Here is a 26,079-nt window from a genome sequence, read left to right as displayed (position 1 = left end):
TCGGGACGCGGCGCGCGAAGCGCCAAGGGTGAGCCAGCCGCCAGCATACCGCGCGCGGATGCGCGCGGCCATGCACGGCCTACAGCATCCGTTCGGGCGTCTCGACGGCGGGCCGCGCCCCGGCCCCGTCCGCGCGCGCGGCGCGCTGCCCGTGGAGGCGGATCCCGCGACGCGTGCGCGCCAGCTCGACGAGCTGCCACGAGCCCAGCGCCAGCGCGCCGAACACCACCTCGCGGCCGCGCTTCACGATCGCGAGCGAGAGCGCCGCCTCGCGATCGACGCCGAACATCTGCGCGAGCAGCACCACGGTCGCCTCCTGCACGCCGAGGCCACCCGGCACCATGAAGGCCGCGTGGCGCACGGCCTGCGTCATCGCCTCGATCGCCAGCGCCCCGCCGATCGACACGGGATGGCCGAGCCACGCGAGCGCCCAGTAGATTTCCAGCGCGCCCACCGCATAGCCGAGCAGCTGCCAGAAAAACGCGCGGAACAGCAGGCCCGTGCGCGACATCAGCGCATCGATGTCGGCGTCGAGGCGGCGCCCGTCGATCCCCTGCAGCAGACGGTTCGATTCGCCGAGCATGCGCCCCGCGAAACGTTCGATCGCATGGAACACGCCGCCGCGCCGCATCAGCATGAACGCGAGCACCGGGATCGGCAGCGACAGCACGAGCGCAAGCGCGATGGTCTGCGCGCCGAGGCCGCGCTGCGTGGTGGCGAGCAGCAGCACGAGGCCGAGCGCCGCGAACGCGTACTGCACCACGACCGTGACCAGCACCTCGACGATCACCGACGCGGTCACGCGGCTCGCATCGTCGATGCGCCAACGCGCGAGCCGGATCCCGACGATCTCGCCGCCGATGCCGACCACCGGCAGCAGGCGGTTCACCGCTTCGCGCACGGTCGCGATCCACCACAGGAACATGAGCGGCGCGCGCCGGCCCAGCAGCAGCTTCCACGCATACGCGTCGAGCAGCAGCGGCACCGCATGGAACGGCACCAGCCACAGCAGCACGAAGCCGGCCTGGCCGAGCACGTGCCCGACGTCGCCGACGCCCTCGCGCAGCACGAGCGCGAGCAGGATCGCGATCCCGAGCGGCCAGCCCAGCCATTTCAGCCACTGGCTCATGACGGCTGCGCGCCCGTCCGGCGCGCGCCCGCGCCGCCCGGCCGGCGCGCCGCGCCGAACACGGCCGCGAAGCCGCCGCGCGCGACGCCCGCCGCCTGCAGCGCGGCCGCGACGCGCGGCGACAACAGCGCATCGAGTTCGTCGGCGGGCCGGTAGCCGTGCATCGACGGCGTGATCGGCGCGTCGCCCGGCTCCGCCGGATGGCAGTAGATCTCGCCGACGCCGGCCGGCAAGGCGGCCAGCGCGTCGAGCAGCACGCGCTCGTCCATGCGCCCGGTGTCGCGGATGCCGACCACGTAGTCGTTGTGCGCGATGCCCGCGCGGTCGAGGCGCGCGCGCACGAGGCCGATCCACGGCTTCAGCCACGCGGGCGTCGCGGGCTCGCAGGGCAGCCGCACGGCCTTCATGCCGAACGCGCGACCGATCTCGAGGATCATCGACAGCACGGTCGGATGCAGATGGAAATGCTTGTGGGTGTTCACGTGATCGAGCGCGAGCCCGGTCGCCGCGAACGCCTCGAACTGCGCGCGGATCTCGCGGCGCAGTTGCGCGCGCACCCACGGCAGGAAGAAGAAGCGGCAGCCGTCCTTCGCCATCGCGTCGCCGAAGCGGCCGTCCGGGCCGACCAGCGCGGGGATCTCGCGCGCCGGCAGCGTGGCCGGGCCGTCGGCGAGCACCAGGTGCAGGCCGACCGCGAGCGATGGCAGGCGCCGCGCCCGCTCGACCGCATCGCGCGCGGCCGGCGCGCCGACCATCAGGCTCGCGGCCGTGAGCACGCCGTCGCGATGCGCGCGCTCGACCGCCGCGTTCACCCGGGGGTGCAGGCCAAAGTCATCGGCCGTGAAGATCAGCGCACGCGCGGTCACGAATCACGCCTCGTGCGCGCGCAGGAAGCGGAAGAATTCCACGCCTTCGCGCAGGCGGCGCTTCATCATCTCCCAGCTCGTCAGCATCTCGCGCACGATCTCCCAGATCTTCGACGGCCGGAAGTAGAACTCGCGATAGAACTGTTCGAGGTGGTGATAGATCTCGTCGCGCGACAGGTGCGGATAGCCGATCGCCGCGAGCTGCACGCCTTCCTTGCTCACCAGGTTGATGGTCTTGTTCTCTTCCATCCAGCCGTTCTCCACGGCCTGCTTGTAGAGCGTCGTGCCCGGATACGGCGCGGCGAGCGACACCTGGATCGTGTGCGGATTGATCTCCTTCGCGTACGCGATCGTCTTCTCGATGGTCTCCTGCGTCTCGCCCGGCAAACCGAGGATGAAGGTGCCGTGGATCTTGATGCCGAGCTGCTTGCAGTCCGCGCTGAAGCGGCGCGCGAAATCGGTGCGCACGCCCTTCTTGATGTTCACGAGGATCTGGTCGTCGCCCGATTCGAAGCCGACCAGCAAGAGGCGCAGGCCGTTCTCCTTCATGATCTTGAGCGTCTTGTACGGCACGTTCGCCTTGGCGTTGCACGACCACGTCACGCCGAGCCTGCCCAGCCCGAGCGCGATCGCTTCGGCGCGCGGCGCGTCGTCGGTGAAGGTGTCGTCGTCGAACATGACCTCCTTCACTTCCGGCATGTTGTCGCGGATCCACTTCACTTCCTCGAGCACGTTCTCCACCGAGCGCACGCGGTAGCGATGGCCGCTCACCGTCTGCGGCCACAGGCAGAAAGTGCAGCGCGACTTGCAGCCGCGCCCCGTGTAGATCGACACGTACGGATAGTTCAGATAACCGATGAAGTAGTTGTCGATCTTCAGGTCGCGCTTGTAGACCGGCGCGACGAACGGCAGCGAATCCATGTCCTCGAGAACCGGACGCGTCTCGTTGTGCTCGATCGAGCCGTCCCGGGCGCGCCACGACAGGCCCTTGACCTCGGCGAGCGGCCGGCCCTCGGCGATTTCCTTGCAGGTGAAGTCGAATTCCTCGCGGCACACGAAGTCGATCGCATCGGTCGCCGTGAGCGAATTGTGCGGATCGACCTGCACCTTCGCGCCCACCATGCCGATCAGCATCGACGGCTTCATCTTCTTGAGATCCTGCGCGAACATCGCGTCGGTCGGGAACGACGGCGTGCTCGTGTGGATGATCACGAGGTCGTAGTCGTTGGCGATCTTCAGGGTCTCCTCGACCGACAGGCCGTCGGCCGGCGCGTCGACGACACGGCTGCCCGGCACCAGCGCGGCCGGCTGCGCGAGCCAGGTCGGGTACCAGAAGGAACGGATTTCGCGCTTGGCCTGGTAGCGGGAGCCCGCTCCGCCGTCGAAGCCGTCATACGAAGGGGCCTGCAAGAACAGCGTTTTCATGAATGCTCCGGTAGCCTGCATAGATTCGATTCAGTTGAATGCAATGGATCAATAACATCGCGCGGGCCGCCTCGCGGGCGCCCGCGCTTCCCATCAGGGCGTGCGGCGCGCGTCGGCGCCCTCGATCATCGTGCGCGCCTCGCCGCCCACCACGGTCATGCGCGCGCCGCGCCACACGACCTGGGTGCCGAATGCGGCCGCCAGCCACTCGAGCGTGAGCAGCGTGTCGCGCACCGGTATCAGCGGCAGGTCGCGCCAGAACGCGCGCGCATTCGCCGCGCCGCGCGCGTGCAGCGTGAGCCGCCCGAATGCGCCCGCCGCGACCAGCGCCGCCGTCGCGATGCCGAGAAGCGAGCCGTCCCAGCGCCAGGCGAGCAGCGCGCCGAGCGCGAGCCACGGCGCGGTGAACGTGATGAACAGGAAGGCAAAACCCGCCGGATTCAACGAGCGGATCGTGCGCAGCCAACGCGTCTCGCGCAGCCACAGCGGCACGAACGACGGCTCGGCCACGTCGGTCGCGACATTCACTTCGGACAGCACGGTGCGCCGACCGAACTGGCGCGGCAGTTCGGCCAGCCAGTAGTCGTCGGCCAGCTCGTCCTTGAGCGCCTTGAGGCCGCCGATCCGGTCGAGCGTGTCGCGCGTGAGCGCGAGCGTCGCGCCGAAACCGAAGCGGCTCGACCCGCCGAGATGCGTGATGCGCACCGACGGCGCGAACCAGGCGTCGACGAATTGCGCGCCGATCCGGGTCCAGAAGCCACCCACGCTGCGCGCATGATACAGACACGTCACGACGCCGACCGACGCATCCGCGAGCGGCGCGGTCACGCGCGTCAGGTAGTCGGGCTCGACCGCGATGTCGCTGTCGGCGATCACGATCCGGTCGTGCTTCGCCCGTTCTGCGAGGTTGATCAGGTTGCTGACCTTCAGGTTCTTGCCATACACGCGCGCATCGATCACCAGCTCGATGTCGCACTCCGGATAGTCGGCCTGCAGGCGCCGGACCACCGCCACCGCGGGGTCGGCCGCCGACGCGACGCCGAACAGCACCTGGTAGCGCGGATGGCGCTGCTCGCAGAAGCTCGCGAGATTCTCGTACAGATGCGGCTCCGCGCCGCACAGCGGCTTGAGCACGCTGACGCTCGCATAGCCGTCGCGCGCGGCCGTGCGCGGCGTGCGCGGCGCCGGCGCGAACGCCGCGAACAGCGCATAGCCGCAGGCGGCGGCGGTCAACGCCAGCAGCACCCACTCGACGATGGAAACCGGGACCGTCATGCGCCGCGCCTCCCGATGCCGGGACGGCAGGTGCAACGTGGCGGCGACGATGTGGCAGGGACGATTTCGGGCAAGTTCCCGACTCCTCTTATAGCCAGCGGACAGCATGCGCCGCGCAACGGGCGGGCACACTGTCGGCATCCTGCGGGCTGCCCGGTATCAATCATCGCGGGAAGCCGGGGACGAGGAAGCAAAATCCGTTGGCACGATATGGACAGGCCGCGAATTTTAGCAGCGCGCGGCCGGAAACGCTTGCCGTCCGATGGAAACGGATTGATGCGAAAACAGGAAATCATCGCAGATGAGCTCCATATTCACGCAACATAGCGTCTGTTAGCGTAAGCGGTTTGCAGGCCGATTGCTGTGGGTTACGTAAGCAATTCTGTAATTTTTTGTATAGGCCGAAAGAGTTACCGCGAAATACCGGATATTTCGTCATATTTCGCATCATTAAAACGGCGCGCCAAACAATCTCCAGAATCGTTGCGCGCGCCATTTTGTCGCGCCGTCCGTCCCTGTCGCTCGCAGGGGTATCCCGGCGGCGCCTGCGCGATGCGGAACGCTTTGGCACAATCGTCGGCAACTGTTGCGCGCACGCATCAAACGACCTCGCGCGACTTGCCCTTCCGCCCCACTTCCGGATCCGCCCGATGATTCCGTTTTCCGTACTCGATCTCGCTCCGATTCCCGCCGGCACCGACGCCGCCCAGGCCTTCCGCCATACCCTCGACCTCGCGCAGCACGCCGAGCGCTGGGGCTATCGGCGTTACTGGCTGGCCGAGCACCACAACATGCCCGGCATCGCGAGCGCGGCCACCTCGGTCGTGATCGGCCATGTCGCGGGCGGCACGCGCACGATCCGGGTCGGGTCCGGCGGCATCATGCTGCCGAACCACGCGCCGCTCGTGATCGCCGAACAGTTCGGCACGCTCGCATCGCTGTATCCGGGCCGCATCGACCTCGGGCTGGGCCGCGCGCCCGGCACCGACCAGACCACGGCGCGCGCGCTGCGGCGCGATCTCGCCGGCAGCGCCGACAGCTTCCCCGACGACGTGGTCGAGCTTCAGCGCTATTTCGCGACGCCGGTCGAGGGCCAGCGCGTGCGCGCGGTGCCGGGCGCGGGGCTGGACGTGCCGGTCTGGCTGCTCGGGTCGAGCCTGTTCAGCGCGCAGCTGGCCGCGATGCTCGGCCTGCCGTTCGCGTTCGCGTCGCATTTCGCGCCGGACTACCTGCTGCGCGCGCTCGAGCTGTATCGCGCGCAGTACCGCCCGTCGGCGGCCTGGCCGAAACCGTATGCGATGGTGGGAATCAATGTGTTCGCCGCCGAAACCGACGCCGAGGCGCGCCGGCTGTTCACGTCGCTGCAGCAGCAGTTCCTGAACCTGCGGCGCGGCACGCCGGGCCAGCTGCCGCCGCCCGTCGACATGCTCGACGCGAACGAACTGGAACGCGCGAATGTCGCGCACGCGCTGTCATTCGCGGCGATCGGCTCGCGCGACACGGTGCGCGAGCGTCTGAAGCAGCTGATCGCGCAGACCGGTGCGGACGAATTGATCGTCGCCGCGCAGATCTACGATCACGCGGCGCGTCTGCGCTCCTACGAAATCACCGCGCAAGTGCGCGACGAACTGGCCGCCGCCCCGGCCGCCTAGGCCGGCGCGACCGCGCGCGAAGCTCAGTCGCGCGCGCGGGCCGCGGTGGTGACGGGTTTCAGCGCCGCGAGCCCGTCGAGCAGCGCCTTGTGGAAGGTGGCGGGATCCTGGATCTGCGGCGCGTGGCCGAGCGCGGGGAATTCGACGAGGGTCGCGCCGGGGATCGCCAGTTGCGCGCGTTTCGCCAGCTCGGGGTAGTGGCCGAGTTTCGCATGCACGTCGGGCGGTGAAACGTCCTTGCCGATCGCGGTCGTATCCTTGTCGCCGATCAACAACAGCGTCGGCGTGCGCAGCGCGCCGAGCTCGTAGACCACCGGCTGCGTGAGGATCATGTCGTAGATCAGCGCGGAATTCCACGCCACGGCTTCACGCCCCGGGCCGCGGTACATGCCCGCCAGCATCTGCACCCAGCGCTCGAACGCCGGCGACCACTCGCCCGCGTAGTAGGTGCCCTGCTCGTAGCGGCGGATGCCGTCCGCCGTGGTCTTCAACTCGCGCGCATACCAGTAGTCGACCGACAGCGGCGGCACGCCGAGCGCCTTCCAGTCCTCGAGCCCGATCGGATTGACCAGCACGAGCTGCTGGGTCGCCTTCGGATACATGAGCGCGTAGCGCACCGCGAGCATCCCGCCCGTCGAATGGCCGACGATCGTCGCCTCCTTCACGCCGATCGATTCGAGCAGCGCGTGCGTGTTATGCGCGAGCTGCTGGAAGCTGTACTGATAACGCTCGGGCTTCGACGACTTGCAAAAGCCGATCTGGTCGGGTGCGATCACGCGATAGCCCGCTTTCTCGAGCACGTCGATCGTCGCCTCCCAGGTGCCCGCGCAGAAGTTCTTGCCGTGCAGCAGCACGACCGTGCGGCCGTTCGGATGCTCGGGACGCACGTCGAGATACGCCATCTGCAGCGTCTCGCGCTGCGACGTGAACGCGTAGTGGCGCACCGTGCCCGGATACGCGAACCCTTCCAGCTCCGCGCCGTACGCCGGGCCGTCCGGAACGGCGGGCGCGCTGGCCGTCGGCGCGCTCGCGGTTCCGGGCGGCGCGGCGGCGCAGGACAGGGAGGCCGCGGCGGCAAGCGCGGCGCCGAACCGCCTGAACCACAGGTTGGAGATAGCAGGCATCGTCGATATGAAGTCGGAAAAAGAGGCCGGCGCGGGGCGCGCCATCACGCGTCAGAATTGGCCGTCATTTTACTTTCCGTTGCCTGACGACGCCGCAACGCTCTATTACCGGATGTTTCCGCGAATCGCGGAAACTCCTGTATCGTTCAAAAGACCCTGAACCGCGTGCAGGCGAACTCCATCATGAAAAACGTCCTCAGCATTCAGTCGCATGTCATATACGGCCACGCGGGTAACAGCGCCGCCGTATTCCCGATGCAGCGGCTGGGCGTCAATGTCTGGCCGCTCAACACGGTGCAATTGTCCAATCACATGCAATACGGCCACTGGGCCGGCAGCGCGATCGACGCCGCGAAGATGGAGCAGCTCGTCGACGGCATCGCGGCGATCGGCGCGCTCAAGCGCTGCGACGCCATCCTGTCGGGCTTTCTGGGTTCGCCCGCGCAGGCGCGCGCGGCGGTGGACATCGTGCGCGTCGTCAAGTCGATGAACCCGAATGCATGGTACTTCTGCGATCCCGCGATGGGCCAGACGGGCGGCGTGCGCCCCGAGCCCGGCGTCGAGGAATTCATCGTCAACGAATTGCCCGAGCTGGCCGACGGCATGGCGCCCAATCACGGCGAGCTGCAGAAGCTCGCCGGGCGCCGCATCGAAACCGTCGCCGAGGCGATCGAGGCGTGCCGCGCGATCATCCGGCGCGGCCCGCGCATCATCCTCGTCAAGCACCTGCACGACCGCAATAGTCCCGCCGACCGTTTCAACATGCTCGCCGTGACCGAAACCGAGGCGTGGATCGGGCAGCGCCCGCTCTATGCGTTTCCGCGCCACCCGGTCGGCGTCGGCGACCTGACGAGCGCGGTGTTCGTCGCGCGCCGGCTGCGCGGCGACACCGTGCGGGCGGCGTTCGAACACACGCTCGCCGCGGTCCACGCGGTCGTCAAGGCCACCTACGATGCACGCCGCTACGAGCTGGAACTCGTCGCCGCGCAGGACGAGATCGCGCGGCCGAGCGAATGGTTCGGCGCCTGGGTGTCCGACGTCGAGTGAGCGACCGCGCCGCGATGCGACGCCACGCGACGCGTGGTTTTTTTTCGTCCGCGCGCGGCGTCGCGACGGCCGGGCCGATACCCGCCGCCCCGCGACGCTCCGCCATCCGGTTGCGGACACAACCAGATCGCCGGACTACCGGGCCGCGCGCCTTCTTCGCGACGCCCCGCCCGCGCGACACCCGCCGCGATGCTCCGCACACTTCGTTAGGCTTCCGAAAGCTTGAGGCGGCATTCGGGCCCCCTTCATATGAATGACACTGTTTCCCCGATATCCTCGCGGCGGCATCGGACGGCGCCCGGCGTCCGCACCGTTCACGCACCCGCGCGCCGCCCTTCGTTTCCCCGGCTGCTACAGGGGCAGCCGCCCACTCTCCCCGCACTGGAAAGCTCACATGACGACCAAGAATCGCCGCGACTTTCTGCGCCTCGCTGCCGGCACCGCCGGCGCCGCCGCGCTCAACCTGTTTCCCCCGGTCATTCGCGACGCGCTCGCCATTCCGGCGAACCGCCGCACCGGCACGATCCGCGACATCGAGCACATCGTGATCCTGATGCAGGAGAACCGTTCGTTCGACCACTACTTCGGCACGCTGCGCGGCGTGCGCGGTTTCGGCGATCCGCGTCCGCTCACGCTGCCGTCGGGCCAGTCAGTGTTCCATCAGCCGGGCGGGCTCGGCGAGGTGCTGCCGTTCCACCCGACCGCGGACAATCTCGGCATGCAGTTCCTGCAGGACCTACCGCACGGCTGGCAGGACATGCACGCGGCCTGGAACCACGGCCGCTACGACCAGTGGGTGCCGAACAAGGGCACCACGACGATGGCCTACCTGCAGCGCAACGACATCCCGTTCCACTATCAGCTGGCCGATGCGTTCACGATCTGCGACGCGTATCACTGCTCGATCCCCAGCTCGACCGACCCGAACCGCTACTACATGTGGACCGGCTACGTCGGCAACGACGGCGTGGGCGGCGGCCCGGTGCTCGGCAACGAGGAAGCGGGCTACGGCTGGACCACCTATCCGGAAGTGCTGGAAGCGGCCGGCGTGTCGTGGAAGATCTACCAGGACGTCGGCACCGGTCTGAACGCGGCGGGCTCGTGGGGCTGGACCTCGAACCCGTACATCGGCAACTACGGCGACAACTCGCTGCTCTACTTCAACCAGTATCGCAACGCGCAGCCCGGCAGCCCGCTCTACCAGAAGGCCCGCACCGGCACCAACATCAGCGCGGGCGGCACGCTGTTCGACGTGCTGCAGCAGGACGTGACGAACGGCACGCTGCCGCAGGTGTCGTGGATCTGCGCGCCGGAAGCGTATTCGGAGCACCCGAACTGGCCGGCGAACTACGGCGCGTGGTATGTCGAGCAGGTGCTGAAGGCGCTGACCTCGAACCCGGAGGTGTGGAGCAAGACCGCGCTCTTCATCACCTACGACGAGAACGACGGCTTCTTCGACCACGTGCCGCCGCCGTTCGCGCCGCAATCGCGCGACAACGGCCTGTCGACCGTCGCGACCACCAACGAGATCTTCCCCGGCGACGCGACCCACATGGCCGGCCCCTACGGCCTCGGGCCGCGCGTGCCGATGCTGGTGGTGTCGCCGTGGACCAAGGGCGGCTGGCTGTGCTCGCAGACCTTCGATCACACCTCGCTGCTGCAGTTCATCGAGGCGCGCTTCGGCCACCAGTACGCGATCCCCGCGGGCAACGTGTCGCCGTGGCGACGCGCGGTGTGCGGCAACCTGACCGCCGCGTTCAATTTCGCGAGCCCCGACGACAGCTGGCCGCAACTGCCCGACACGAGCGGCTACGCGCCGCCCGACCGCAACACGCATCCGAGCTACATCCCGCTGCCGCCGCTCGTGCAGTCGGTGCCGAAGCAGGAGGCGGGCCTGCGGCCGGCGCGCGCGCTGCCGTACGAGCTGTTCGTGCACGGCCGCATCGAGCGTGCGTCCGGCAAGTTCAAGCTCACGTTCGCGAACACCGGCCGCGCGGGCGCCGCGTTCCAGGTGCGTTCGGGCAACCGGATCGACGGCCCGTGGGCCTACACGGTCGAGGCCGGCAGGCGCGTGTCCGACGCCTGGAGCACCGCGTTCACGCTGAGCGTCTACGACCTGACCGTGCACGGCCCGAACGGCTTCCTGTGCCAGTTCCGCGGCAGCACCGCGGCCGGCCTCGCGCGCAGCGCGGCGCCCGAGGTGATCTACGGCTACGACGTCGCGAACGGCAACATCACGCTGCGCCTGTCGAACCGCGGCCACGCGCCGATCAAGCTGACCGTCGCCAATGCCTACGGCAGCGGCGCGGCGCGCGTCTACACGCTGCAGCCGGGCGAACGCCTCGACGACTACTGGGACCTGCGCCGCAGCCACGGCTGGTATGACCTGAGCGTCAGCGACGGCACGCCGCTCGGCTTCCTGCGCCGCTTCGCGGGCCACGTCGAGACGGGCCGCCCGAGCATGAGCGATCCGCTGATCGCCACCGTCTGACGGATGCGCGCGGCGCGGCCCGCCAGGGGCCGGGCCGCGCGCCGCCGCCTCGCCGGCTGTGCGGAAATCCGCATGAAAAGCGAGGCGTATCGTCAAGACGACCGTACCGGGGCGTGCGTAAATTGGTTCCATATAAAACCAGTCCGATACGCAACAGCGTCCGCCGGCACTCGCCCGGCGCCGCCCCTGGATACGGAGACAAGCCCTTGCATTCGAAAGTCGTCATCGTCGGCGGCGGCGTCATCGGCAGCGCCGTCGCCTATTTCCTGCGCGACGCCGATCCCGGCGTCGAGGTCACCGTGATCGAGCGCGACCCGACCTATGCGCGCGCCTCGTCGGCACTGTCGGCCGCCTCGATCCGCCAGCAGTTCTCGACGCCCCTGTCGGTGCAGATGTCGCTGTACGGCATCGATTTCCTGCGCACGCTCGGCGAACGGCTCGCGGTCGACGGCGAACGGCCCTCGGTCGACCTGCACGAAGGCGGCTACCTGTTCCTCGCTTCGCCTGCGGGCGAAGCGACGCTGCGCGCGAACCACGCCTTGCAGACCGCGCTCGGCGCACAGATCCGCTACCTGCCGCGCGCGCCGCTGCACGACGCCTTCCCGTGGCTCAATACCGACGATCTCGCCGCCGGCACGCACGGCGAAAGCGGCGAAGGCTGGTTCGACGGCTACGGGCTCGTGCAGGCGCTGCGCCGCAAGGCGCGCGCGCTCGGCGCACGCTACGCGGCCGCCGACGTGACGGGCGTGCGGCGCGACGGCCGGCGCGTGACCCGGGTGCTGACCGCCGGCGGCGGCGCGCACGACTGCGACGTGATGGTCAACGCGGCGGGCGCGTGGGCGCGTCCGATCGCACAGCTGCTCGGCATCGAGCTGCCGGTCTACGCGCGCCGCCGCAGCATCTTCAACGTGACCTCGCCGGCCGTGCTGCCGCGCTGCCCGCTCGTGATCGATCCGAACGGCGTGTACTTCCGACCCGAAGGCGCATCGTTCCTGTGCGGCGCCTCGCCGTCGCCCGCGCGCGACGCGGACGACCTGCCGCTCGACGAAGTCGACCACACGCTGTTCGACGACGTGATCTGGCCGACGCTCGCGCATCGCGTGCCGCAGTTCGAGGCGCTGCGCGTGGTGCGCAGTTGGTCCGGCTATTACGAGTACAACGTGTTCGATCACAACGCGATCATCGGCCGCCACCCCGACCTCGACAATTGCGTGTTCGCGAACGGCTTTTCCGGCCACGGCCTGCAACAAGGCCCGGCGACCGGACGCGGCGTCGCCGAGCTGATCCTGCACGGCCGCTTCACCTCGCTCGACCTGTCCGCGCTCGGTTTCGAACGCGTGCTCGCCGGCCGGCCGATCGTCGAACACAACGTCGTTTGACGCCGCGCAAGCGGCGGGTCGCCCCGGCCCGCCGCTTGCGCGGCGATCCATCCCCATCTCCCATCCTCTCCGCCGCATCGGGCCCCATTCAGGCCACTCCCCCTCTCTTTCGCGCCTCCCGCCGTCAATTTAACGTTCGCTAACAATTTTCAGTATTCAGAAAGAATCGGCGCAGCCGAAAACCCGTCCGGAGACAGCAATCCGCAGCACTGTGCCGTCCCGATGCGACAGACCGACGGCGCGCCCCGCGGCGCGCGGCCTTTCAGCAGCTCGTTCCCTGCCCATCGAACGTCGCCGAACCCGTTCACCCGAGCCTCGAGGAACCCGCCTCATGAAACTTCGACACCTGTCCGTCCGCGCCCGTCTCACCACGGCCTTCGCGGCCCTGATCACGATTCTCGCGGTGCTCGCGCTGGCCGCGGCCGGCGCGCTCACCGCGGCCAACCGCCGCTTTGCCGACTACGTCGACGGCGTTGCCGCGCGCGCGGCGCTCGCGCAGGAAATCCGCAACGCGGTGGACGAGCGCGCGATCGCGGCGCGCAACCTGGTGCTCGTGACGCGGCCGGACGACCTCGCGCTGGAGAAGGCCGCCGTCACGCGCGCGCACGCCGAGGTGCAGCGCGACCTGCAACGCTTGAACGCGAAGCTCGTGCAGGCGACGGATCTCGACGACGAAGCGCGCGCCCGCGCGGCGGCGATCGCGCGCGTCGAGGCCGACTACGGCCCGGTCGCCCTCGCGATCGTCGAGCTGGCGCTGGCGGGACAGCGCGAGGCCGCGATCGCCAAGATGAACGACCAATGCCGGCCGCTGCTCGCCGCGCTCGTGAAGGCCACCAACGACTACTCCGACTACACGCGGCGGCGCGGCGAACAGGTGGTGAGCGCGGCGGCCGAGGCGCTGCGGATCCAGCGCCTCGTGCTGCTCGCGGGTTGCGCGCTCGGGTTCGGCGCGGCGCTGCTGGCCGGCTGGTTGATCACGCGCAGCCTGCTGCGCGAACTCGGCGCGGAACCGGCCGCGCTGAGCGCGGCGACCCGCCGCGTGGCCGACGGCGACCTGCGGCCGATCGCGGGCGCCGACGCAGCGGCCGAGGGCAGCGTGCTGGCGTCGATGGGCGCGATGCAGCTGAGCCTCGTCGGCCTGATCGGCCAGGTGCGCGACGCGGCGGACCACATCCGCAACGGCTCGGAGGAAATTGCGGCGGGCAACCTCGACCTGTCGTCGCGCACCGAGGAACAGGCGGCCTCGCTGCAACAGACCGCGGCGAGCATGGAGGAGCTGACCTCGACGGTCAGGCAGAACGCCGAGCACGCGCAACAGGCGAGCGCACTCGCCACGCAGGCGTCCGACGTCGCGCGCAACGGCCACGAAGCGGTCGATCAGGTGCTCGCGGCGATGGGCGACATCAGCGACGGCGCGAGCCGGATCGCAGAGATTACCGGCCTGATCGAGGGCATCGCGTTCCAGACCAACATCCTCGCGCTCAATGCGGCGGTCGAAGCGGCGCGCGCCGGCGACGAGGGGCGCGGCTTCGCGGTGGTCGCGGGCGAGGTGCGTTCGCTCGCGCAGCGCTCGTCGAGCGCCGCGAAGGAAATCAAGGAGCTGATCGCCAATTCGGTGGAGCGGATCCGCAACGGCGCGACCATCGCGGGCGACGCCGGCCGAACCATGAACGACGTCACCGAGGCCGTCGCGCGCGTGACCACGATCATGGCCGAGATCGCGACCGCGTCGGAGCAGCAGCGGCGCGGCATCGAACAGGTCAGCGTGGCGCTCACGCAGATGGACGCGGTGACGCAACAGAACGCGGCGCTCGTCGAGCAGGCGACGGCCGCGTCGCAGTCGCTCGAATCGCAGGGGCGGCAACTGGGTCATGCGGTCGCGTCGTTCAGCCTCGTGGAAACGGCGGGCTGAGCGCCCCGGCGGACATTGCACGTCAGTAAAGGAGCGTGGGCGGCGTGCGATGCGCTGCGGGCCTTGGGTGGGAGACCTTGGGTGGGAGACCTTGGGTGGGAGACCTTGGGTACGGAGCCTTGGGCGTGGAGCCTTGGGCGCGGAGCCTTGGGCGCGGAGCCTTGGGCGCGGAGCCTTGGGCGCGGAGCCTTGGGCGCGGAGCCTTGGGCGCGGAGCCTTGGGCGCGGAGCCTTGGGCGCGGAGCCTTGGGCGCGGAGCCTTGGGCGCGGAGCCTTGGGCGCGGAGCCCTGGGCGCGGAGCCCTGGGCGCGGAGCCTTGGGCGCGGAGCCTTGGGCGCGGAGCCTTGGGCGCGGAGCCTTGGGCGCGGAGCCCTGGGCGTGGAGCCCTGGGCGCGGAGCCCTGGGCGTGGAGCCTTGGGCGCGGAGCCCTGGGCGCGGAGCCCGAGACGCTGAGCGATAGATCCAATCGCAACCAGATCCCCGTTCCCGCCTACTCCGCGTCGGATCGCCCCGTCGAATCGGCGCGCCTCGCGCCTACCCCGGCAGCCCGATGCCGCGCGCCATGCCGGAGGCGGCGAACACGATGACGATCATCAACACCGCCTGCAAATGGCCGATCCGCGCGTAGCCGCGCGCCGCGCCCAGCGCCGGCGCGGCATGCTTGCGCAGCGCGATGCGCCAGCGGATCAGGCCGATCATCGGCATCAGTTCGAGCAGCAGGATCAGCACGACCGCGCCCATCTTCAGATGGAACAGCGGTTCGTGCAAATAGTAGACGGCGCCCTTCTCGAAGCCGCCGAACGCGCGTACAAGGCCCGTCGCGATCAGCACCAGGGCCGCCAGGCCCCACATCGCGTCGCTGCGGAACACCGCGCCCAGCTCACCGGGCTGCGGATCCGCCGCCACACGCCTCAGCGCGCGATTGCGTCCCGCGATGCCGACCAGCGCGAAGCCGAACGCGCTCAGATGCACGGCCGCCAGCAACCATCGGATCATCATCGGAGCGTCTCCCGGCGGGCGAGCCCGCGCCGTTCAGGTTACCTGCTTGAGGGATGTGTCGAGCGCCCGTGCGGCAACCCGGTCGCCCTCGGTCACCAGCGGCGCGCGCATCACGATCTGGCGGTTGTGCCCGACCGCCGCGGGCGAATCCCACAGCAATTCGAGCTTCGGCCGCGCCCACGGCCTGGGCCGCGGCGCAGGCGCGACGGCGGCCGCCGACGCATCGGCGCCCGACGCATCGGCGCCGGCCCCGTCCGCCTGCGGCGCAGCGCCGGCCGGCCAGCGCACCGACAACTCGCGCGCATCATACTGGCCCACCTTGCGGCTTTCCATCCAGACGATCACGGTGCGGGTCAGCACATCGAGGGACACCGCGTAACGGCCGATCGCGAAGCGGCGCGCGGCGATGTTGGTCCGCCACAGCGGCCGCGGCCGGCACACCCAGATCACCGCCGCGTACAGCGCCGGCGCGGCGACCAGCCAGCCGTTGGTGGCCGTCACCGCGTGCAGCGCGCGCCGCCAGCCGACCGCCCAGGCAAAGGCGCCGACCGACCAGACCGCGAACACGAAACCAAGCAGCGCGAAGAACCGCAGCGCCTGGCGCAGCCATTGCGGCAGCGGATGCAACGGCCGCTCGGCGCGCGCCTGCGCGCCGGGCAGCACGAGCAGCAGGAAGATCAGGACCACGTTGATGCAGGCCCACGGCGACGACGCCATCGCCGACAGCGATGCGCGATAGCCCATCAGGGACATCGAGAACAACCAGCGCGCGAGCAGCACGAGACCGACGGCGCGCAGCGCGAAGATCACGCCGGCGCCGGGGGCCGGGTTCGCGCGCGTGGTTTTCGTTCTCGTCAAAACTGCTCTCCTGTCGACGGTCGGCCGGGGCCGGATTTCAAGGCACGGCCATTATAGGGACATTACCGGTATCGCAGATGAATCTACGTTATAAATCACGGGTTTGCGGCGCTGCGCCCGGCCCCGCGCGGCGCGGATACAACAGATCCCGGCCGTGAAATGCACGACGCCCCGCACGGGCAACCCGTGCGGGGCGTCGTGGCGCGCGAGGCGCGGCGGCTTAGCCGGCGTTGACTTCGCGCAGGACCGTGCGGCGCTTCCGGCGCAGCAGTTCTTCGTAACCCTTGACGTAGTTCTGCGCCATCACCTTCGACGAGAAGCGCGCTTCGAAGGCTGCGCGCACTTGCTCGCGCGGCAGCGTATGCAGACGCTTGACGGCCGCCACGGCCGACAGCTCGTCCTCGACGACGAAGCCCGAGACGCCGTTGTCGATCACTTCAGGCACCGAGCCGCGCTTGAACGCGATCACCGGCGTGCCGCATGCCATCGCCTCGATCATCACCAGGCCGAACGGCTCCGGCCAGTCGATCGGGAACAGCAGCGCGTGCGCGTTGCCGAGGAACTCGGCCTTCTCGGATTCGCTGATCTCGCCGATGTATTCGACGTGCGGCAGCGCGAACAGCGGCTTGATCTGCTCTTCGTAGTAGGCGCGATCGGCCTTGTCGAGCTTGGCCGCGATCTTGATCGGCATGCCGGCCTGCGCGGCGATGCGGATCGCCGTGTCGACGCGCTTCTCCGGCGAAATCCGGCCGAGGAACGCGAGGTAGCTCGGTTTCACGTCCGGCAGCGGCTTCAGCAGGTTTTCCGGCAGGCCGTGATAGACGGTCGACAGCCAGTTCGCCTGTTGCAGCGGCATGCGCTGGTTGTCGGAGATCGACACGACCGGCACGTCGCTGAAGGTGTTGAAGATCGGCTGCAGTTCCGGCAGGTCGAGGCGGCCGTGCAGCGTCGTCAGGTGCGGCACCGGCTGGCGCGAGAACAGCGGGAACGGGTAGTAGTCGATGTGGAAGTGCAGCACGTCGAACTCGTCCGCGCGACGACGCACCTGCTCGAGCAGCAGCATGTGCGGCGCCATCACGTCGCGGATCGTCGGGTCGAGGCGCAGCGCCTGCGGCCACACGGCCTCGAGCTTCGCCGACGTTTGCGAATCGCCGCTCGCGAACAACGTGACGTCATGGCCCGCCTCGACCAGCGCTTCGGTCAGGTAGGACACCACGCGTTCGGTGCCACCGTACAACTTCGGGGGAACCGCTTCGTGCAATGGAGCGATTTGAGCGATTCGCATGTGCGTAACTCCTAAAAAATCGGCAAAAAATGCAGCTGTGGGTTGAGCGCCCTGCCCGACCGGTTGTGTCGTGCGAACGTCAGACGAAAGGACCGGTTCGCGGCCTGGAATGCGCGCTGGCCTTGGATCAGCGAGGCACCCCGCTTAGAACGCGCGACCGCACGCCCCGTTGACAGGATCCCGTAAAAAATCCGGAGGGCCAACCCGGCGCTCATTATCAGCAAATTTTTCCGCTGCGGCGCACAAGATTTCAAAGTCTTTACCTTGTTACAAAGGTGCAACACTTTGCAACCCTTTAATTTTAAAGACAGATTTAGAGTAGGACCCACTCGCGGCAGGCTTGGCGCCCCGCCTTCACCGCGACCGCGCCCGAGTTGCTGCACCGCAATCTGGCTGCCCATCGCAAGATGTGGAATTTTATCTCAAAATGAGCCGGATGCCGCCGCGACACAAACATCGACGCGGCATCGCGCACGGGCTTGTTTACAATGCCGGCTTTCGTCCGTGTCGCGGCCTGTCGGCCGCGGGCGCGCGGCGTCCAACCACTGGTTCACCACACGCACAATTTTGGAAGCTCTCACCCCTGCCCAGCGCAACGCATACAACGCGAAGCTCTCGAGCTACGCGAGCCGTCCGCTCGCTTTCCTGTTCCGCTACATCAGGATGCATCCCGTCGCGCACATGATCGTGCTCGGGAGCGTGCTGGCGGCCGTCGGCTGCGCGCTCGGCTCGCAATACGCGATCAAGCACCTGATCGACGTGCTCGCGGCCGGCCGCCACCATCCGGGGCCGCTGTGGGGCGCGTTCGCGCTCCTGGTCGGCCTGATCGCCGCCGACAACCTGCTGTGGCGCGTCGGCGGCTGGGTTGCCGCGCACACCTTCGTCGCGGTGACGGGCGACCTGCGGCGCGACTTGTTCCAGTACCTGAGCGGCCACTCCCCGACCTACTACGCGGAGAAGCAGCCGGGCACGCTCGCGAGCCGGATCACCGCGACCTCGAACGCCATCTACACCGCCGAGAACACGATGGCGTGGAACGTGCTGCCGCCGTGCATCGCGGTGATCGGCGCGATCCTGATGATCATCGTCGTCAATCCGCTGATGGCGCTCGGCCTGCTCGGCTGTTCGGCCGTGCTCGCGATCGTGCTGTTCAAGCTCGCGGGCCGCGGCTCGGTGCGCCATCACAATTTCGCATCGAAGGCCGCGGCCGTCGACGGCGAACTGGTCGACGTGATCGGCAACATGGGCCTCGTGCGCGCGTTCGGCATGACGCTGCGCGAGCAGAAACGCTTCGGCGCGACCGTCAAGGCGGAAATGGACGCGCGCCAGCAAAGCCTGCTGTATCTCGAGAAGCTGCGGCTGCTGCACGCGGTGATCACCGCGATGCTGTCGGCCGGCCTGCTCGGCTGGGCGCTGTGGCTGTGGGACCGCGGCCAGGCGACCTCGGGCGACATCGTGCTCGTCAGCTCGCTCGGCTTCACGATCCTGCACGGTACGCGCGATCTCGCCGTCGCGCTCGTCGACGTCACGCAGCACGTCGCGCGCCTCTCGGAGGCCGTCCGGACCCTGCTCGAACCGCACGGCATGCCGGATCGCTCCGACGCCGTCCTGCTCGCGCCGCGCGGCGGCCGCGTCGATTTCGAGCGGGTCACGTTCGCGTACCCGAAGCGCCGGCCGATCCTCGACCACTTCGACCTGCACATCGAGCCCGGCCAGCGCGTCGGCCTGATCGGCAAGTCGGGCGCCGGCAAGTCGACCGTGCTCGCGCTGCTGCAGCGCTTCTACGACGTGCAGCACGGCGCGATCAGGATCGACGGCCAGGATCTCGCCACGCTCACGCAGGACAGCCTGCGCCAGTCGATCGCGCTGGTGCCGCAGGACATCTCGCTGTTCCATCGCTCGATCTACGAGAACATCGCGTACGGCCGTCCCGACGCAAGCCGCGAGGCGGTGCTCGCCGCCGCGCGCGAGGCGCGCTGCGCCGACTTCATCGAGGCGATGCCGGAAGGCTACGACACGATCGTCGGCGACCGCGGCGTGAAGCTGTCGGGCGGCCAGCGGCAGCGCATCGCGATCGCGCGCGCGATCCTCAAGGATGCGCCGATCCTGCTGCTCGACGAGGCGACCTCGGCGCTCGACAGCGCCTCCGAGGAAGCGATCCAGGCCGCGCTCGACCGCCTGATGGTCGGCCGCACCGTGATCGCGATCGCGCACCGGCTGTCGACGCTGCGCAACTTCGACCGGATCATCGTGATGAGCACCGGCAAGGTGATCGACGACGGCAGCCCCGAGGTCCTGCGCAATCGTCCCGGCCTGTACCGCGACCTGCTCGCGAAGCAGCACCACCTGCCCGCGCCCGGCGGCGGCGCGGACGGCGAACGCGTCGCCTGAGCGCGGCGCGCGCCGCCTCACAGCGAAAAAAGCCGCGCGGCGTCACGCCGCGCGGCTTTTTCCCTGGGTGAACCGGCCGGCTCCGTTCAGGCGCGCGGGCGCGACTTCAGGTCGGTCAGGAAATGGTCGCGCCACACCGATACATTGTTCTCGCGCAGCTGCGCGATCATGTCCGCATAGCGCGCGCGCCGCTCGGCGAGCGGCATCGACAGCGCCTGCGACAGCGCGTCCGCCATCCCGCCGATGTCGATCGGATTGACGATCAGCGCGCCCGTCAGCTCGTGCGCCGCGCCCGCGAAGCGCGACAGCACCAGCACGCCCGGATCCTCGGGATCCTGCGCCGACACGTATTCCTTCGCGACCAGGTTCATCCCGTCGCGCAGCGGCGTCACGTAGCCGACGCGCGCGAGCCGGTACAGCGCGGCCAGCAGCTGGCGCTCGTACTGCCGGTGGATGTACAGGATCGGCGCCCAGTCGAGTTCCGCGAAGCGCCCGTTGATGCGCCCCGATTCGGCCTCGAGCTGGAGCCGGATGTCCTGGTAGGCGCGCAGGTCCGCGCGCGTCGACGGCGCGATCTGCAGGAACGACACATGGTTGCGGTACGCGGCCTCGTGTTCGAGCAGCTTCTCGAAGGCGCGGAAGCGCTCGACGAGCCCCTTCGAATAATCGAGCCGGTCGACGCTCATCACGAGCTGCCGGCCGCGCAGCGAGGTCGCGAGCGTGCGCACCGCCTTGCCGCTCTGGCCCGCCTGCGCGAGCGCGGCGATCTCGTCCGGGTAGACGCCGATCGGATAGGCGCCCGCGCCGAGCGTGCGGCCGAACGCGCGCACCGTGACGGCCCGCCCGCCCGGCTCGACCGTGCCGCCCGCCTCGTGCTCGATGTAGTCGCAGAAGGCGCGCAGATCGGAGGTGGTCTGGAAGCCGAGCAGGTCGAACGCGCACAGCGCCTCGACGAGCGCCCGGTGCGGCGGCACGTTGACGAGCACCTGCGCGGCCGGGAACGGGATGTGCAGGAAGAAGCCGATGCGGTTCTTCACGCCGGCCGCGCGCAGCGCCTGCGCGAACGGGATCAGGTGGTAGTCGTGCACCCAGATCACATCGTCCTCGTGCAGCAGCGGCACGAGTTGCTGCGCGAGCCACATGTTGACCCGGCAGTAGCCCTCGAATTCGTGGCGGTCGTACTGGATCAGGTCGGTGCGGTAGTGAAACGTGGGCCACAGCGTCGCGTTCGAGAAGCCGCGGTAGTACTGCTCGTAATCGCGCCGCGCGAGCCCGATCGTCGCGAACGTGACCGGGCCGCGCTCCTCGACGTGGATCTGGGGCGCGCCCGAGGCGACCACGTCGCCGCTCCAGCCGAACCACATGCCGCCCGTTTCCTTGAGCGCGTCGTACACCCCGATCGCGAGCCCGCCCGCCGCCGGCTCGCCTTCGGAAATCGGCGCGACGCGGTTCGATACGATGATGAGGCGGCTCATGCGCGCACGCTGCCGGTCGACAGCCACTGCGCGAGCAACGCATGAAACGCGTCGACCGACTCGACGCGGCAGCGCGCCGTGGTCTCGCCCGCGCCCACCTTGATCGACAGCCCGCCCGCCGCATTGACGGCGGCGAAGCCCTTCTCGTCGGTCAGGTCGTCGCCGGCGAACACCGGCGTGCGGCCCGCGAACGGCGGCTCGGCGAGGAACGCCGTCACCGCGCGGCCCTTGTCGACGCCCTTCGGCTTGATCTCGCACACCATCTTGCCCGGTTGCAGCACATACGCGTCCGCATACTCGGCGACCAGCCGCTCGGCCGCGCGCTGCGCCGCCACTTCGTGCTCGGGCGCATTGCGGAAATGCAGCGCGACCGCCGCGCCCTTGATCTCCAGCAGCATGCCCGCATGGCGCTCGACGAACGCGGCCAGTTCGCGCTCGATGCGCAACAGGCGGGCGTCGTTGAAACCGATCCGCTGCACGTCGCCGTTCGCATCGCGCCGTTCCGCGCCGTGCAGGCCCGCGACCGGCAGGTCGGGCAGCCGCACGAACGCGTCGATGCTGTCGATCGCGCGCCCCGAGACGATCGCGAGCGCGCCGTGCGCGCGCTGCCGCAGGCTGTCGAGCAGCGCGGGCAGCGTGGGCGGGACGTGAATGCTGTCGGGCGTGGGCGCCAATTCGACGAGCGTGCCGTCGAAATCGAAGAAGAAAGCGGTGTCGCTCAGGGAGAAGGAAGCCGGGACGGATTGCATCGATTCGCTGGAAGAATGACCGCTGGCGGGGCGGTCCGCCGGGAAATGTGCGCATCTTACCGCGCCTCGCGGCCACCATGCGCAAAACGCACGGCCGCGCCTGGACCGCAAGACCGCGCCGATGCGACATTTTGCCCCGGCCGGACGCTTTGCACGCGTTTCGAAAGGACGATCCCGATCAAAGTGCGTTACAGTCGCAACCGCCGGAAAGCGGCGCATCGCCGCCGTCCCCGCCATTCTTCGACCGAGCCCTGGAATGCCGTTTCAGCCAACCGCGCGGCGCCTGTCCGCCCGCACCCGCGTCGTCCGCACCGTTCGCCTCGCCCTCGCCGGCCTCCTGGCCGCCGCGACGCTGGCCGCCTGCTCGTCCCGCGAAGCGCCGTGGACGCTCGCGAACGTGACGGGCCACCTGCCCGACCTCACCTTCACGCTGACGGGCGAGAACGGTCAGCCGATCGACGCCGCCGCGTTCCGCGGCCAGGTCGCGCTCGTCTACTTCGGCTACACGCACTGCCCGGACGTCTGCCCCGAAACCATGGCGCGCCTGATGCAGGTGCTCGCGCTGCTGGGCCCCGATGCGCGCGACGTGCGGATCCTGTTCGTCTCGGTCGATCCCGCGCGCGATACCCCCGCGGCGATGCGCGACTACGTGGCCGCGTTCGACGCCGCGCATGCGTACGGCCTGACCGGCACCGAGCGCCAGATCGAATCGCTCGCGAAGCGCTATCGCGTCGCCTACCAGATGGAAAAGCGCGATCCGAGCGGCGGCTACGAGGTCACGCACAGTTCCGCCGTCTACGTGTTCGACGCGCAGGGCCGCGCGCGCCTGCTCGCGACCGACCAGGATTCCCCCGCCGCGATCGCCACCGATCTGCGCCGGATCATCGTCAACCGTTCCTGAAACGGCATTCACCGAAAAGGTCCCCGCCATGTCGACCAAACTGAAGACCCTCGCCGCGCTCGCCACCCTGTCGTTGAGCCTGCACGCCTACGCGGGCGGCACCGACGCGATCAGCGCGCAGAACGCCTGGGTGCGCTGGCTGCCGAACAAGCTGCCCGCCGCCGGCTACGTGACCCTCGTCAACACCAGCGACAAGCCGATCGATCTCGTCGACGTCGACAGCCCCGAATACGGGATGACGATGCTGCACCAGACCGTCTCGAACGGCTCGACCCAACAGATGGTGATGGTCGACAAGCTGACGATCCCCGCGCGCGGCAAGGTCGACATCGCGCCGGGCGGCTACCACTTCATGCTCGAAGAACCGAAGCACGCGATCAAGCCGGGCGACACCGTGCACCTGCGCCTCACGTTCTCCGACGGCGAGAAGCTCGAGACGCCGTTCGCCGTGAAGTCGCCCGCGCAGACCACCAAGTAAGTCTCGCGTGATGGAACTCCTGTACTGGCTCGAACCGTGGGAGCCGTCGCCGACCGTGGTAATCGCGGTCCTCGTCGCGGCCGTGCTGTTCATCCGCGGCGCGCGCAAGGCGAAAGTCTCGCCGCTGCGGCGCTTCTCGTTCTGGCTCGGGCTCACGGCGCTGTACGTCGCACTGCACACGCGGCTCGACTACTTCTTCGAACACGAGTTCTTCATGCACCGCGCGCAGCACCTCGTGCTGCACCACCTGGGGCCATTCTTCATCGCGCTGTCGTATCCGGGCGCCGCGCTGCGCGCGGGGATCCCGGCCGCGTGGCGACGCCGCTTCGTCGGCCCCACGCTCGCATTCAAGCCGGTGCGGATCGCGCTTGACGTCGTGTTCAATCCGGTCGTCGCGGTGGTGCTGTTCGTCGGGCTGATCTATTTCTGGCTGCTCTCGCCGATCCACTTCATCGCGATGCTCGACTGGCGGCTCTATCGCGTGATGAACTGGAGCATGGTGATCGACGGGCTGCTGTTCTGGTGGCTCGTCCTCGATCCACGGCCCGCCCCGCCGGCGCGGCTTGCGCCGGGACGGCGGATCCTGGTCATCGTCGCGGCGATCCCGCCGCAGATCGTGCTCGGCGCGCTGATCTTCTTCACGCCGCACGAGCTGTATCCCGTGTATTCGATCTGCGGCCGCGCGTTCACCTGGCTGAGCCCGCTGCGCGACCAGCAGATCGGCGGCCTGCTGCTGTGGATCCCCGGCTCGATGATGAGCGTGATCGGCGCGCTGATCGCGCTGCGCCACTGGATGCGCCTGTCGGCGCGCGGCCGCCTGCGCAACGAGCGCGACGCGCGCCCGCAGCGCGGCGCCGTGCCGGCCGCGCCGCATTGACGGCGCGCGCGGGGCGCGCCGCCGCGCCCCGCGTCTGGCCGACCGCGTCTGGCCGACCGCGTCTGGCCGACCGCGTCTGGCCGACCGCGTCTAGCCGACCGCGTCAGGCCGACCGCGTCAGGCCGACCGCGTCAGGCCGACCGCATCCACACGTGCGGGATGCCGTCCTCGTCGTGCACCTCGGAACTGGGCGCGAATCCGAACGCGCCGTAGTACTTCTGCAGATGCGCCTGCGCATGCAGGCTGATCGGCGTGCCGGGCCACTGCGCGCGAATCCGTTCGAGCGCCTCGGCGAGCAGCCGGTTGCCGAGGCCCATGCCGCGAAACGCCTGCGTCGTCAGCACCCGGCCGATCCGGATGTCGGGCTCCGTCGCGTCCGGCAGCAAGACCCTCAAGTAGCCCGCCAGCTGCCCTGCTTCATCGTGCGCGCCAAGATGCCAGGCGTCGAAGTCCGCATGATCGATGTCGCGGTACACGCAGTTCTGCTCGACCACGAACACGTCGCTGCGGGCCGACAGGATCTGGTAGACCTCGACGGGCGACAGCGCCGCGAACGGCCTCCAACGCCATTCGAACGAGAGGGCGGACACATGGGATGACGAAACGGCAGAGGCATTCATGACGAAGAAAATCCTGGGCACGCGCCGCACGGATCGCGGCGCCTAGCCGGGCATTATGCCGCGATGTCCCGCGCGCGCCAGCCGGGCGACCCCGTACGCGCCGCGCGCCGAATGGCCGAATGGCCGAAACGCGGCCGAAACGCGGCCGAAACGCGGCCGAAACGCGGCCGCCGGCCCCGCGACATGCGGGGCCGGCGTCTTTCACGCAGGCATGCGCCCGAACCGGCCGCTGTTGAAATCGTCGACGGCCTGACGGATTTCCGCCTCGCTGTTCATCACGAACGGGCCATAACCGACGATCGGCTCGTCGATCGGCTCGCCGCTCAGCAGCAGCAGCGTCGCGTCGTTGTTGGCCTCGATCTCGACCCCGTCGCCTTCGCGCGCCAACTGCACGAGCTGCGCCTCGCGCGCGATTTCCGCGCCGTTGACAAGCACCGTGCCGCGCAGCACGACGAGCGCGAGCGTGCGACCTTCAGCGATCTCGAAACGCGCGCGGCCGCCCTGGTTCAGGCGCACGTCCCAGACGTCCATCGGCGTATGGGTGCGCGCCGGGCCGCGATGCCCGTCGAACTCGCCCGCGATCACGCGCACCCGCCCTGCCTCGTCCGGCAGCGCGACCGACGGAATCTGCGTGTCGAGCAGGGTCTGATAACCGGGCGCGGCGAGCTTGTCCTTCGCCGGCAGGTTCACCCACAGCTGCACCATTTCGAGCGTGCCGCCCTGCCGCGTGAACTGCTCCGAATGGAACTCCTCGTGCAGGATCCCGCCTGCCGCCGTCATCCACTGCACGTCGCCCGGCCCGATATGGCCGCCCGCGCCCGTCGAGTCGCGATGGTCGACCTCGCCCTCGTAAACGATGGTCACCGTCTCGAAGCCGCGGTGCGGATGCTGGCCGACCCCGCGGCGATGGGTGCCCGGCGGAAACTGCGCCGGCCCCGCGTAGTCGAGCAGCAGGAACGGGCTCAAGTGCGCGCCATGGCTGTCGTAACTGAACATCGAGCGCACCGGGAAACCATCTCCGACCCAATGCGAACGCGGTGCGCTGTACACGCCGACGATCTTCTTCATGTGGTTCTCCTGTGGGGTTCACCGGCGGAGCGGAAGCCCCGCGCCATGAATAGAACAATATAATCAGAACGATGGAATC

General features: G+C 69.1%; 21 protein-coding genes. 9 read left to right on the top strand and 12 right to left on the bottom strand.

All coding sequences use genetic code 11. From position 1 onward, the window contains the following. Positions 1-79: 79 nt before the first annotated feature. From Bsp3421_RS18085 to hpnI, 4 genes are all read right to left on the bottom strand, one after another. Positions 80-1,129, bottom strand: coding sequence for a lysylphosphatidylglycerol synthase domain-containing protein (locus tag Bsp3421_RS18085; protein ID WP_274002142.1), 1,050 nt, complete (start codon positions 1,127-1,129; stop codon positions 80-82). Continuing rightward, positions 1,126-1,995, bottom strand: coding sequence for a hopanoid biosynthesis-associated protein HpnK (gene hpnK, locus Bsp3421_RS18080; protein WP_274002140.1), 870 nt, complete (start codon positions 1,993-1,995; stop codon positions 1,126-1,128). Before hpnK ends, Bsp3421_RS18085 begins: the two co-directional genes overlap by 4 nt. A 3-nt stretch (positions 1,996-1,998) precedes the next feature. After that, complete coding sequence (hpnJ, locus tag Bsp3421_RS18075; protein WP_274002138.1) at positions 1,999-3,420, bottom strand: hopanoid biosynthesis associated radical SAM protein HpnJ; 1,422 nt, start codon at positions 3,418-3,420, stop codon at positions 1,999-2,001. Between the two features lie 93 nt (positions 3,421-3,513). Beyond that, complete coding sequence (gene hpnI / locus Bsp3421_RS18070) at positions 3,514-4,695, bottom strand: bacteriohopanetetrol glucosamine biosynthesis glycosyltransferase HpnI (protein ID WP_274002136.1); 1,182 nt, start codon at positions 4,693-4,695, stop codon at positions 3,514-3,516. A 650-nt stretch (positions 4,696-5,345) separates the two neighbouring features. On the opposite strand from hpnI, the gene Bsp3421_RS18065 reads away from it, so the two are divergent. Next, the gene (locus Bsp3421_RS18065; protein ID WP_274002134.1) at positions 5,346-6,347 is read left to right on the top strand and encodes an LLM class flavin-dependent oxidoreductase; all 1,002 of its coding nucleotides are present in this window, start codon (positions 5,346-5,348) and stop codon (positions 6,345-6,347) included. A gap of 23 nt (positions 6,348-6,370) precedes the next feature. Here Bsp3421_RS18065 and Bsp3421_RS18060 read toward each other — a convergent pair whose 3' ends face one another. Beyond that, positions 6,371-7,471, bottom strand: a complete 1,101-nt coding sequence (locus Bsp3421_RS18060; protein ID WP_274002133.1) for an alpha/beta fold hydrolase — start codon at positions 7,469-7,471, stop codon at positions 6,371-6,373. A 183-nt stretch (positions 7,472-7,654) separates the two neighbouring features. On the opposite strand from Bsp3421_RS18060, the gene pdxY reads away from it, so the two are divergent. The 4 genes from pdxY to Bsp3421_RS18040 all read left to right on the top strand — a co-directional run bounded on the left by pdxY (position 7,655) and on the right by Bsp3421_RS18040 (position 14,300). Further along, the gene (pdxY, locus tag Bsp3421_RS18055) at positions 7,655-8,518 is read left to right on the top strand and encodes a pyridoxal kinase PdxY (RefSeq protein ID WP_274002132.1); all 864 of its coding nucleotides are present in this window, start codon (positions 7,655-7,657) and stop codon (positions 8,516-8,518) included. 394 nt (positions 8,519-8,912) lie between these two features. Then, positions 8,913-11,009 (top strand): phosphocholine-specific phospholipase C, encoded by a 2,097-nt coding sequence (locus tag Bsp3421_RS18050; protein WP_274002131.1) that lies wholly within the window; start codon positions 8,913-8,915, stop codon positions 11,007-11,009. 206 nt (positions 11,010-11,215) lie between these two features. Beyond that, positions 11,216-12,388, top strand: coding sequence for an NAD(P)/FAD-dependent oxidoreductase (locus tag Bsp3421_RS18045; RefSeq protein WP_274002128.1), 1,173 nt, complete (start codon positions 11,216-11,218; stop codon positions 12,386-12,388). Between the two features lie 331 nt (positions 12,389-12,719). Beyond that, positions 12,720-14,300, top strand: coding sequence for a methyl-accepting chemotaxis protein (locus Bsp3421_RS18040; protein WP_274002125.1), 1,581 nt, complete (start codon positions 12,720-12,722; stop codon positions 14,298-14,300). A 533-nt stretch (positions 14,301-14,833) separates the two neighbouring features. On the opposite strand, the gene Bsp3421_RS18035 is transcribed toward Bsp3421_RS18040, so the two are convergent. The 3 genes from Bsp3421_RS18035 to Bsp3421_RS18025 form a co-directional block, all read right to left on the bottom strand. Next, a complete protein-coding gene (locus Bsp3421_RS18035) occupies positions 14,834-15,298 on the bottom strand; it encodes a DUF2214 family protein (protein WP_274002124.1) in 465 nt (154 codons plus the stop codon). Between the two features lie 33 nt (positions 15,299-15,331). Beyond that, on the bottom strand, positions 15,332-16,156 hold the full coding sequence (locus Bsp3421_RS18030) for a hypothetical protein (RefSeq protein WP_274002121.1): 825 nt from the start codon (positions 16,154-16,156) through the stop codon (positions 15,332-15,334). Positions 16,157-16,376: 220 nt separating this feature from the next. After that, positions 16,377-17,441 (bottom strand): glycosyltransferase family 4 protein, encoded by a 1,065-nt coding sequence (locus Bsp3421_RS18025; protein WP_274002119.1) that lies wholly within the window; start codon positions 17,439-17,441, stop codon positions 16,377-16,379. Between the two features lie 567 nt (positions 17,442-18,008). Here Bsp3421_RS18025 and Bsp3421_RS18020 point away from each other — a divergent pair. Next, positions 18,009-19,832 (top strand): ABC transporter ATP-binding protein, encoded by a 1,824-nt coding sequence (locus tag Bsp3421_RS18020; RefSeq protein ID WP_274002116.1) that lies wholly within the window; start codon positions 18,009-18,011, stop codon positions 19,830-19,832. A gap of 86 nt (positions 19,833-19,918) precedes the next feature. Here Bsp3421_RS18020 and otsA read toward each other — a convergent pair whose 3' ends face one another. Together otsA and otsB are read right to left on the bottom strand one after the other, a co-directional pair. Next, positions 19,919-21,307, bottom strand: a complete 1,389-nt coding sequence (otsA, locus tag Bsp3421_RS18015; RefSeq protein WP_274002113.1) for an alpha,alpha-trehalose-phosphate synthase (UDP-forming) — start codon at positions 21,305-21,307, stop codon at positions 19,919-19,921. Beyond that, positions 21,304-22,056: a trehalose-phosphatase gene (gene otsB / locus Bsp3421_RS18010; RefSeq protein WP_274002112.1), complete on the bottom strand. Its 753-nt coding sequence runs from the start codon at positions 22,054-22,056 to the stop codon at positions 21,304-21,306. The genes otsA and otsB overlap by 4 nt, the downstream gene beginning before the upstream one ends. Positions 22,057-22,312: 256 nt before the next feature. Between otsB and Bsp3421_RS18005 the strand changes: the two genes are divergently transcribed. The 3 genes from Bsp3421_RS18005 to Bsp3421_RS17995 are packed head-to-tail and all read left to right on the top strand — an operon-like array spanning position 22,313 to position 24,312. Next, a complete protein-coding gene (locus tag Bsp3421_RS18005; RefSeq protein WP_274002111.1) occupies positions 22,313-22,957 on the top strand; it encodes an SCO family protein in 645 nt (214 codons plus the stop codon). Positions 22,958-22,985: 28 nt separating this feature from the next. After that, positions 22,986-23,435 (top strand): copper chaperone PCu(A)C, encoded by a 450-nt coding sequence (locus tag Bsp3421_RS18000; protein WP_274002109.1) that lies wholly within the window; start codon positions 22,986-22,988, stop codon positions 23,433-23,435. A gap of 10 nt (positions 23,436-23,445) precedes the next feature. Next, a complete protein-coding gene (locus Bsp3421_RS17995; protein WP_274004260.1) occupies positions 23,446-24,312 on the top strand; it encodes a cytochrome c oxidase assembly protein in 867 nt (288 codons plus the stop codon). 131 nt (positions 24,313-24,443) lie between these two features. On the opposite strand, the gene Bsp3421_RS17990 is transcribed toward Bsp3421_RS17995, so the two are convergent. Together Bsp3421_RS17990 and Bsp3421_RS17985 are read right to left on the bottom strand one after the other, a co-directional pair. Beyond that, positions 24,444-24,932: a GNAT family N-acetyltransferase gene (locus Bsp3421_RS17990; protein ID WP_274002107.1), complete on the bottom strand. Its 489-nt coding sequence runs from the start codon at positions 24,930-24,932 to the stop codon at positions 24,444-24,446. A gap of 201 nt (positions 24,933-25,133) precedes the next feature. Then, a complete protein-coding gene (locus Bsp3421_RS17985) occupies positions 25,134-26,000 on the bottom strand; it encodes a pirin family protein (RefSeq protein WP_274002104.1) in 867 nt (288 codons plus the stop codon). Between the last annotated feature and the right edge of the window lie 79 nt (positions 26,001-26,079).

It is taken from the genome of Burkholderia sp. FERM BP-3421, from assembly GCF_028657905.1.
In the GTDB taxonomy this organism is placed as follows: domain Bacteria; phylum Pseudomonadota; class Gammaproteobacteria; order Burkholderiales; family Burkholderiaceae; genus Burkholderia.
The sequence above is the reverse complement of the archived record's forward strand: the minus strand, read 5'-3'. Positions and strand labels throughout refer to the sequence as shown.

Bases quoted from the DNA above. Each gene is read 5' to 3' on its own strand.
- Bsp3421_RS18085 (WP_274002142.1), bottom strand. From the start codon at position 1,129: ATGAGCCAGTGGCTGAAATGGCTGGGCTGGCCGCTCGGGATCGCGATC.
- hpnJ (WP_274002138.1), bottom strand. From the start codon at position 3,420: ATGAAAACGCTGTTCTTGCAGGCCCCTTCGTATGACGGCTTCGACGGC.
- hpnI (WP_274002136.1), bottom strand. From the start codon at position 4,695: ATGACGGTCCCGGTTTCCATCGTCGAGTGGGTGCTGCTGGCGTTGACC.
- Bsp3421_RS18065 (WP_274002134.1), top strand. From the start codon at position 5,346: ATGATTCCGTTTTCCGTACTCGATCTCGCTCCGATTCCCGCCGGCACC.
- Bsp3421_RS18060 (WP_274002133.1), bottom strand. From the start codon at position 7,471: ATGCCTGCTATCTCCAACCTGTGGTTCAGGCGGTTCGGCGCCGCGCTT.
- pdxY (WP_274002132.1), top strand. From the start codon at position 7,655: ATGAAAAACGTCCTCAGCATTCAGTCGCATGTCATATACGGCCACGCG.
- Bsp3421_RS18050 (WP_274002131.1), top strand. From the start codon at position 8,913: ATGACGACCAAGAATCGCCGCGACTTTCTGCGCCTCGCTGCCGGCACC.
- Bsp3421_RS18040 (WP_274002125.1), top strand. From the start codon at position 12,720: ATGAAACTTCGACACCTGTCCGTCCGCGCCCGTCTCACCACGGCCTTC.
- Bsp3421_RS18035 (WP_274002124.1), bottom strand. From the start codon at position 15,298: ATGATGATCCGATGGTTGCTGGCGGCCGTGCATCTGAGCGCGTTCGGC.
- Bsp3421_RS18025 (WP_274002119.1), bottom strand. From the start codon at position 17,441: ATGCGAATCGCTCAAATCGCTCCATTGCACGAAGCGGTTCCCCCGAAG.
- otsA (WP_274002113.1), bottom strand. From the start codon at position 21,307: ATGAGCCGCCTCATCATCGTATCGAACCGCGTCGCGCCGATTTCCGAA.
- otsB (WP_274002112.1), bottom strand. From the start codon at position 22,056: ATGCAATCCGTCCCGGCTTCCTTCTCCCTGAGCGACACCGCTTTCTTC.
- Bsp3421_RS18005 (WP_274002111.1), top strand. From the start codon at position 22,313: ATGCCGTTTCAGCCAACCGCGCGGCGCCTGTCCGCCCGCACCCGCGTC.
- Bsp3421_RS18000 (WP_274002109.1), top strand. From the start codon at position 22,986: ATGTCGACCAAACTGAAGACCCTCGCCGCGCTCGCCACCCTGTCGTTG.
- Bsp3421_RS17995 (WP_274004260.1), top strand. From the start codon at position 23,446: ATGGAACTCCTGTACTGGCTCGAACCGTGGGAGCCGTCGCCGACCGTG.
- Bsp3421_RS17990 (WP_274002107.1), bottom strand. From the start codon at position 24,932: ATGAATGCCTCTGCCGTTTCGTCATCCCATGTGTCCGCCCTCTCGTTC.
- Bsp3421_RS17985 (WP_274002104.1), bottom strand. From the start codon at position 26,000: ATGAAGAAGATCGTCGGCGTGTACAGCGCACCGCGTTCGCATTGGGTC.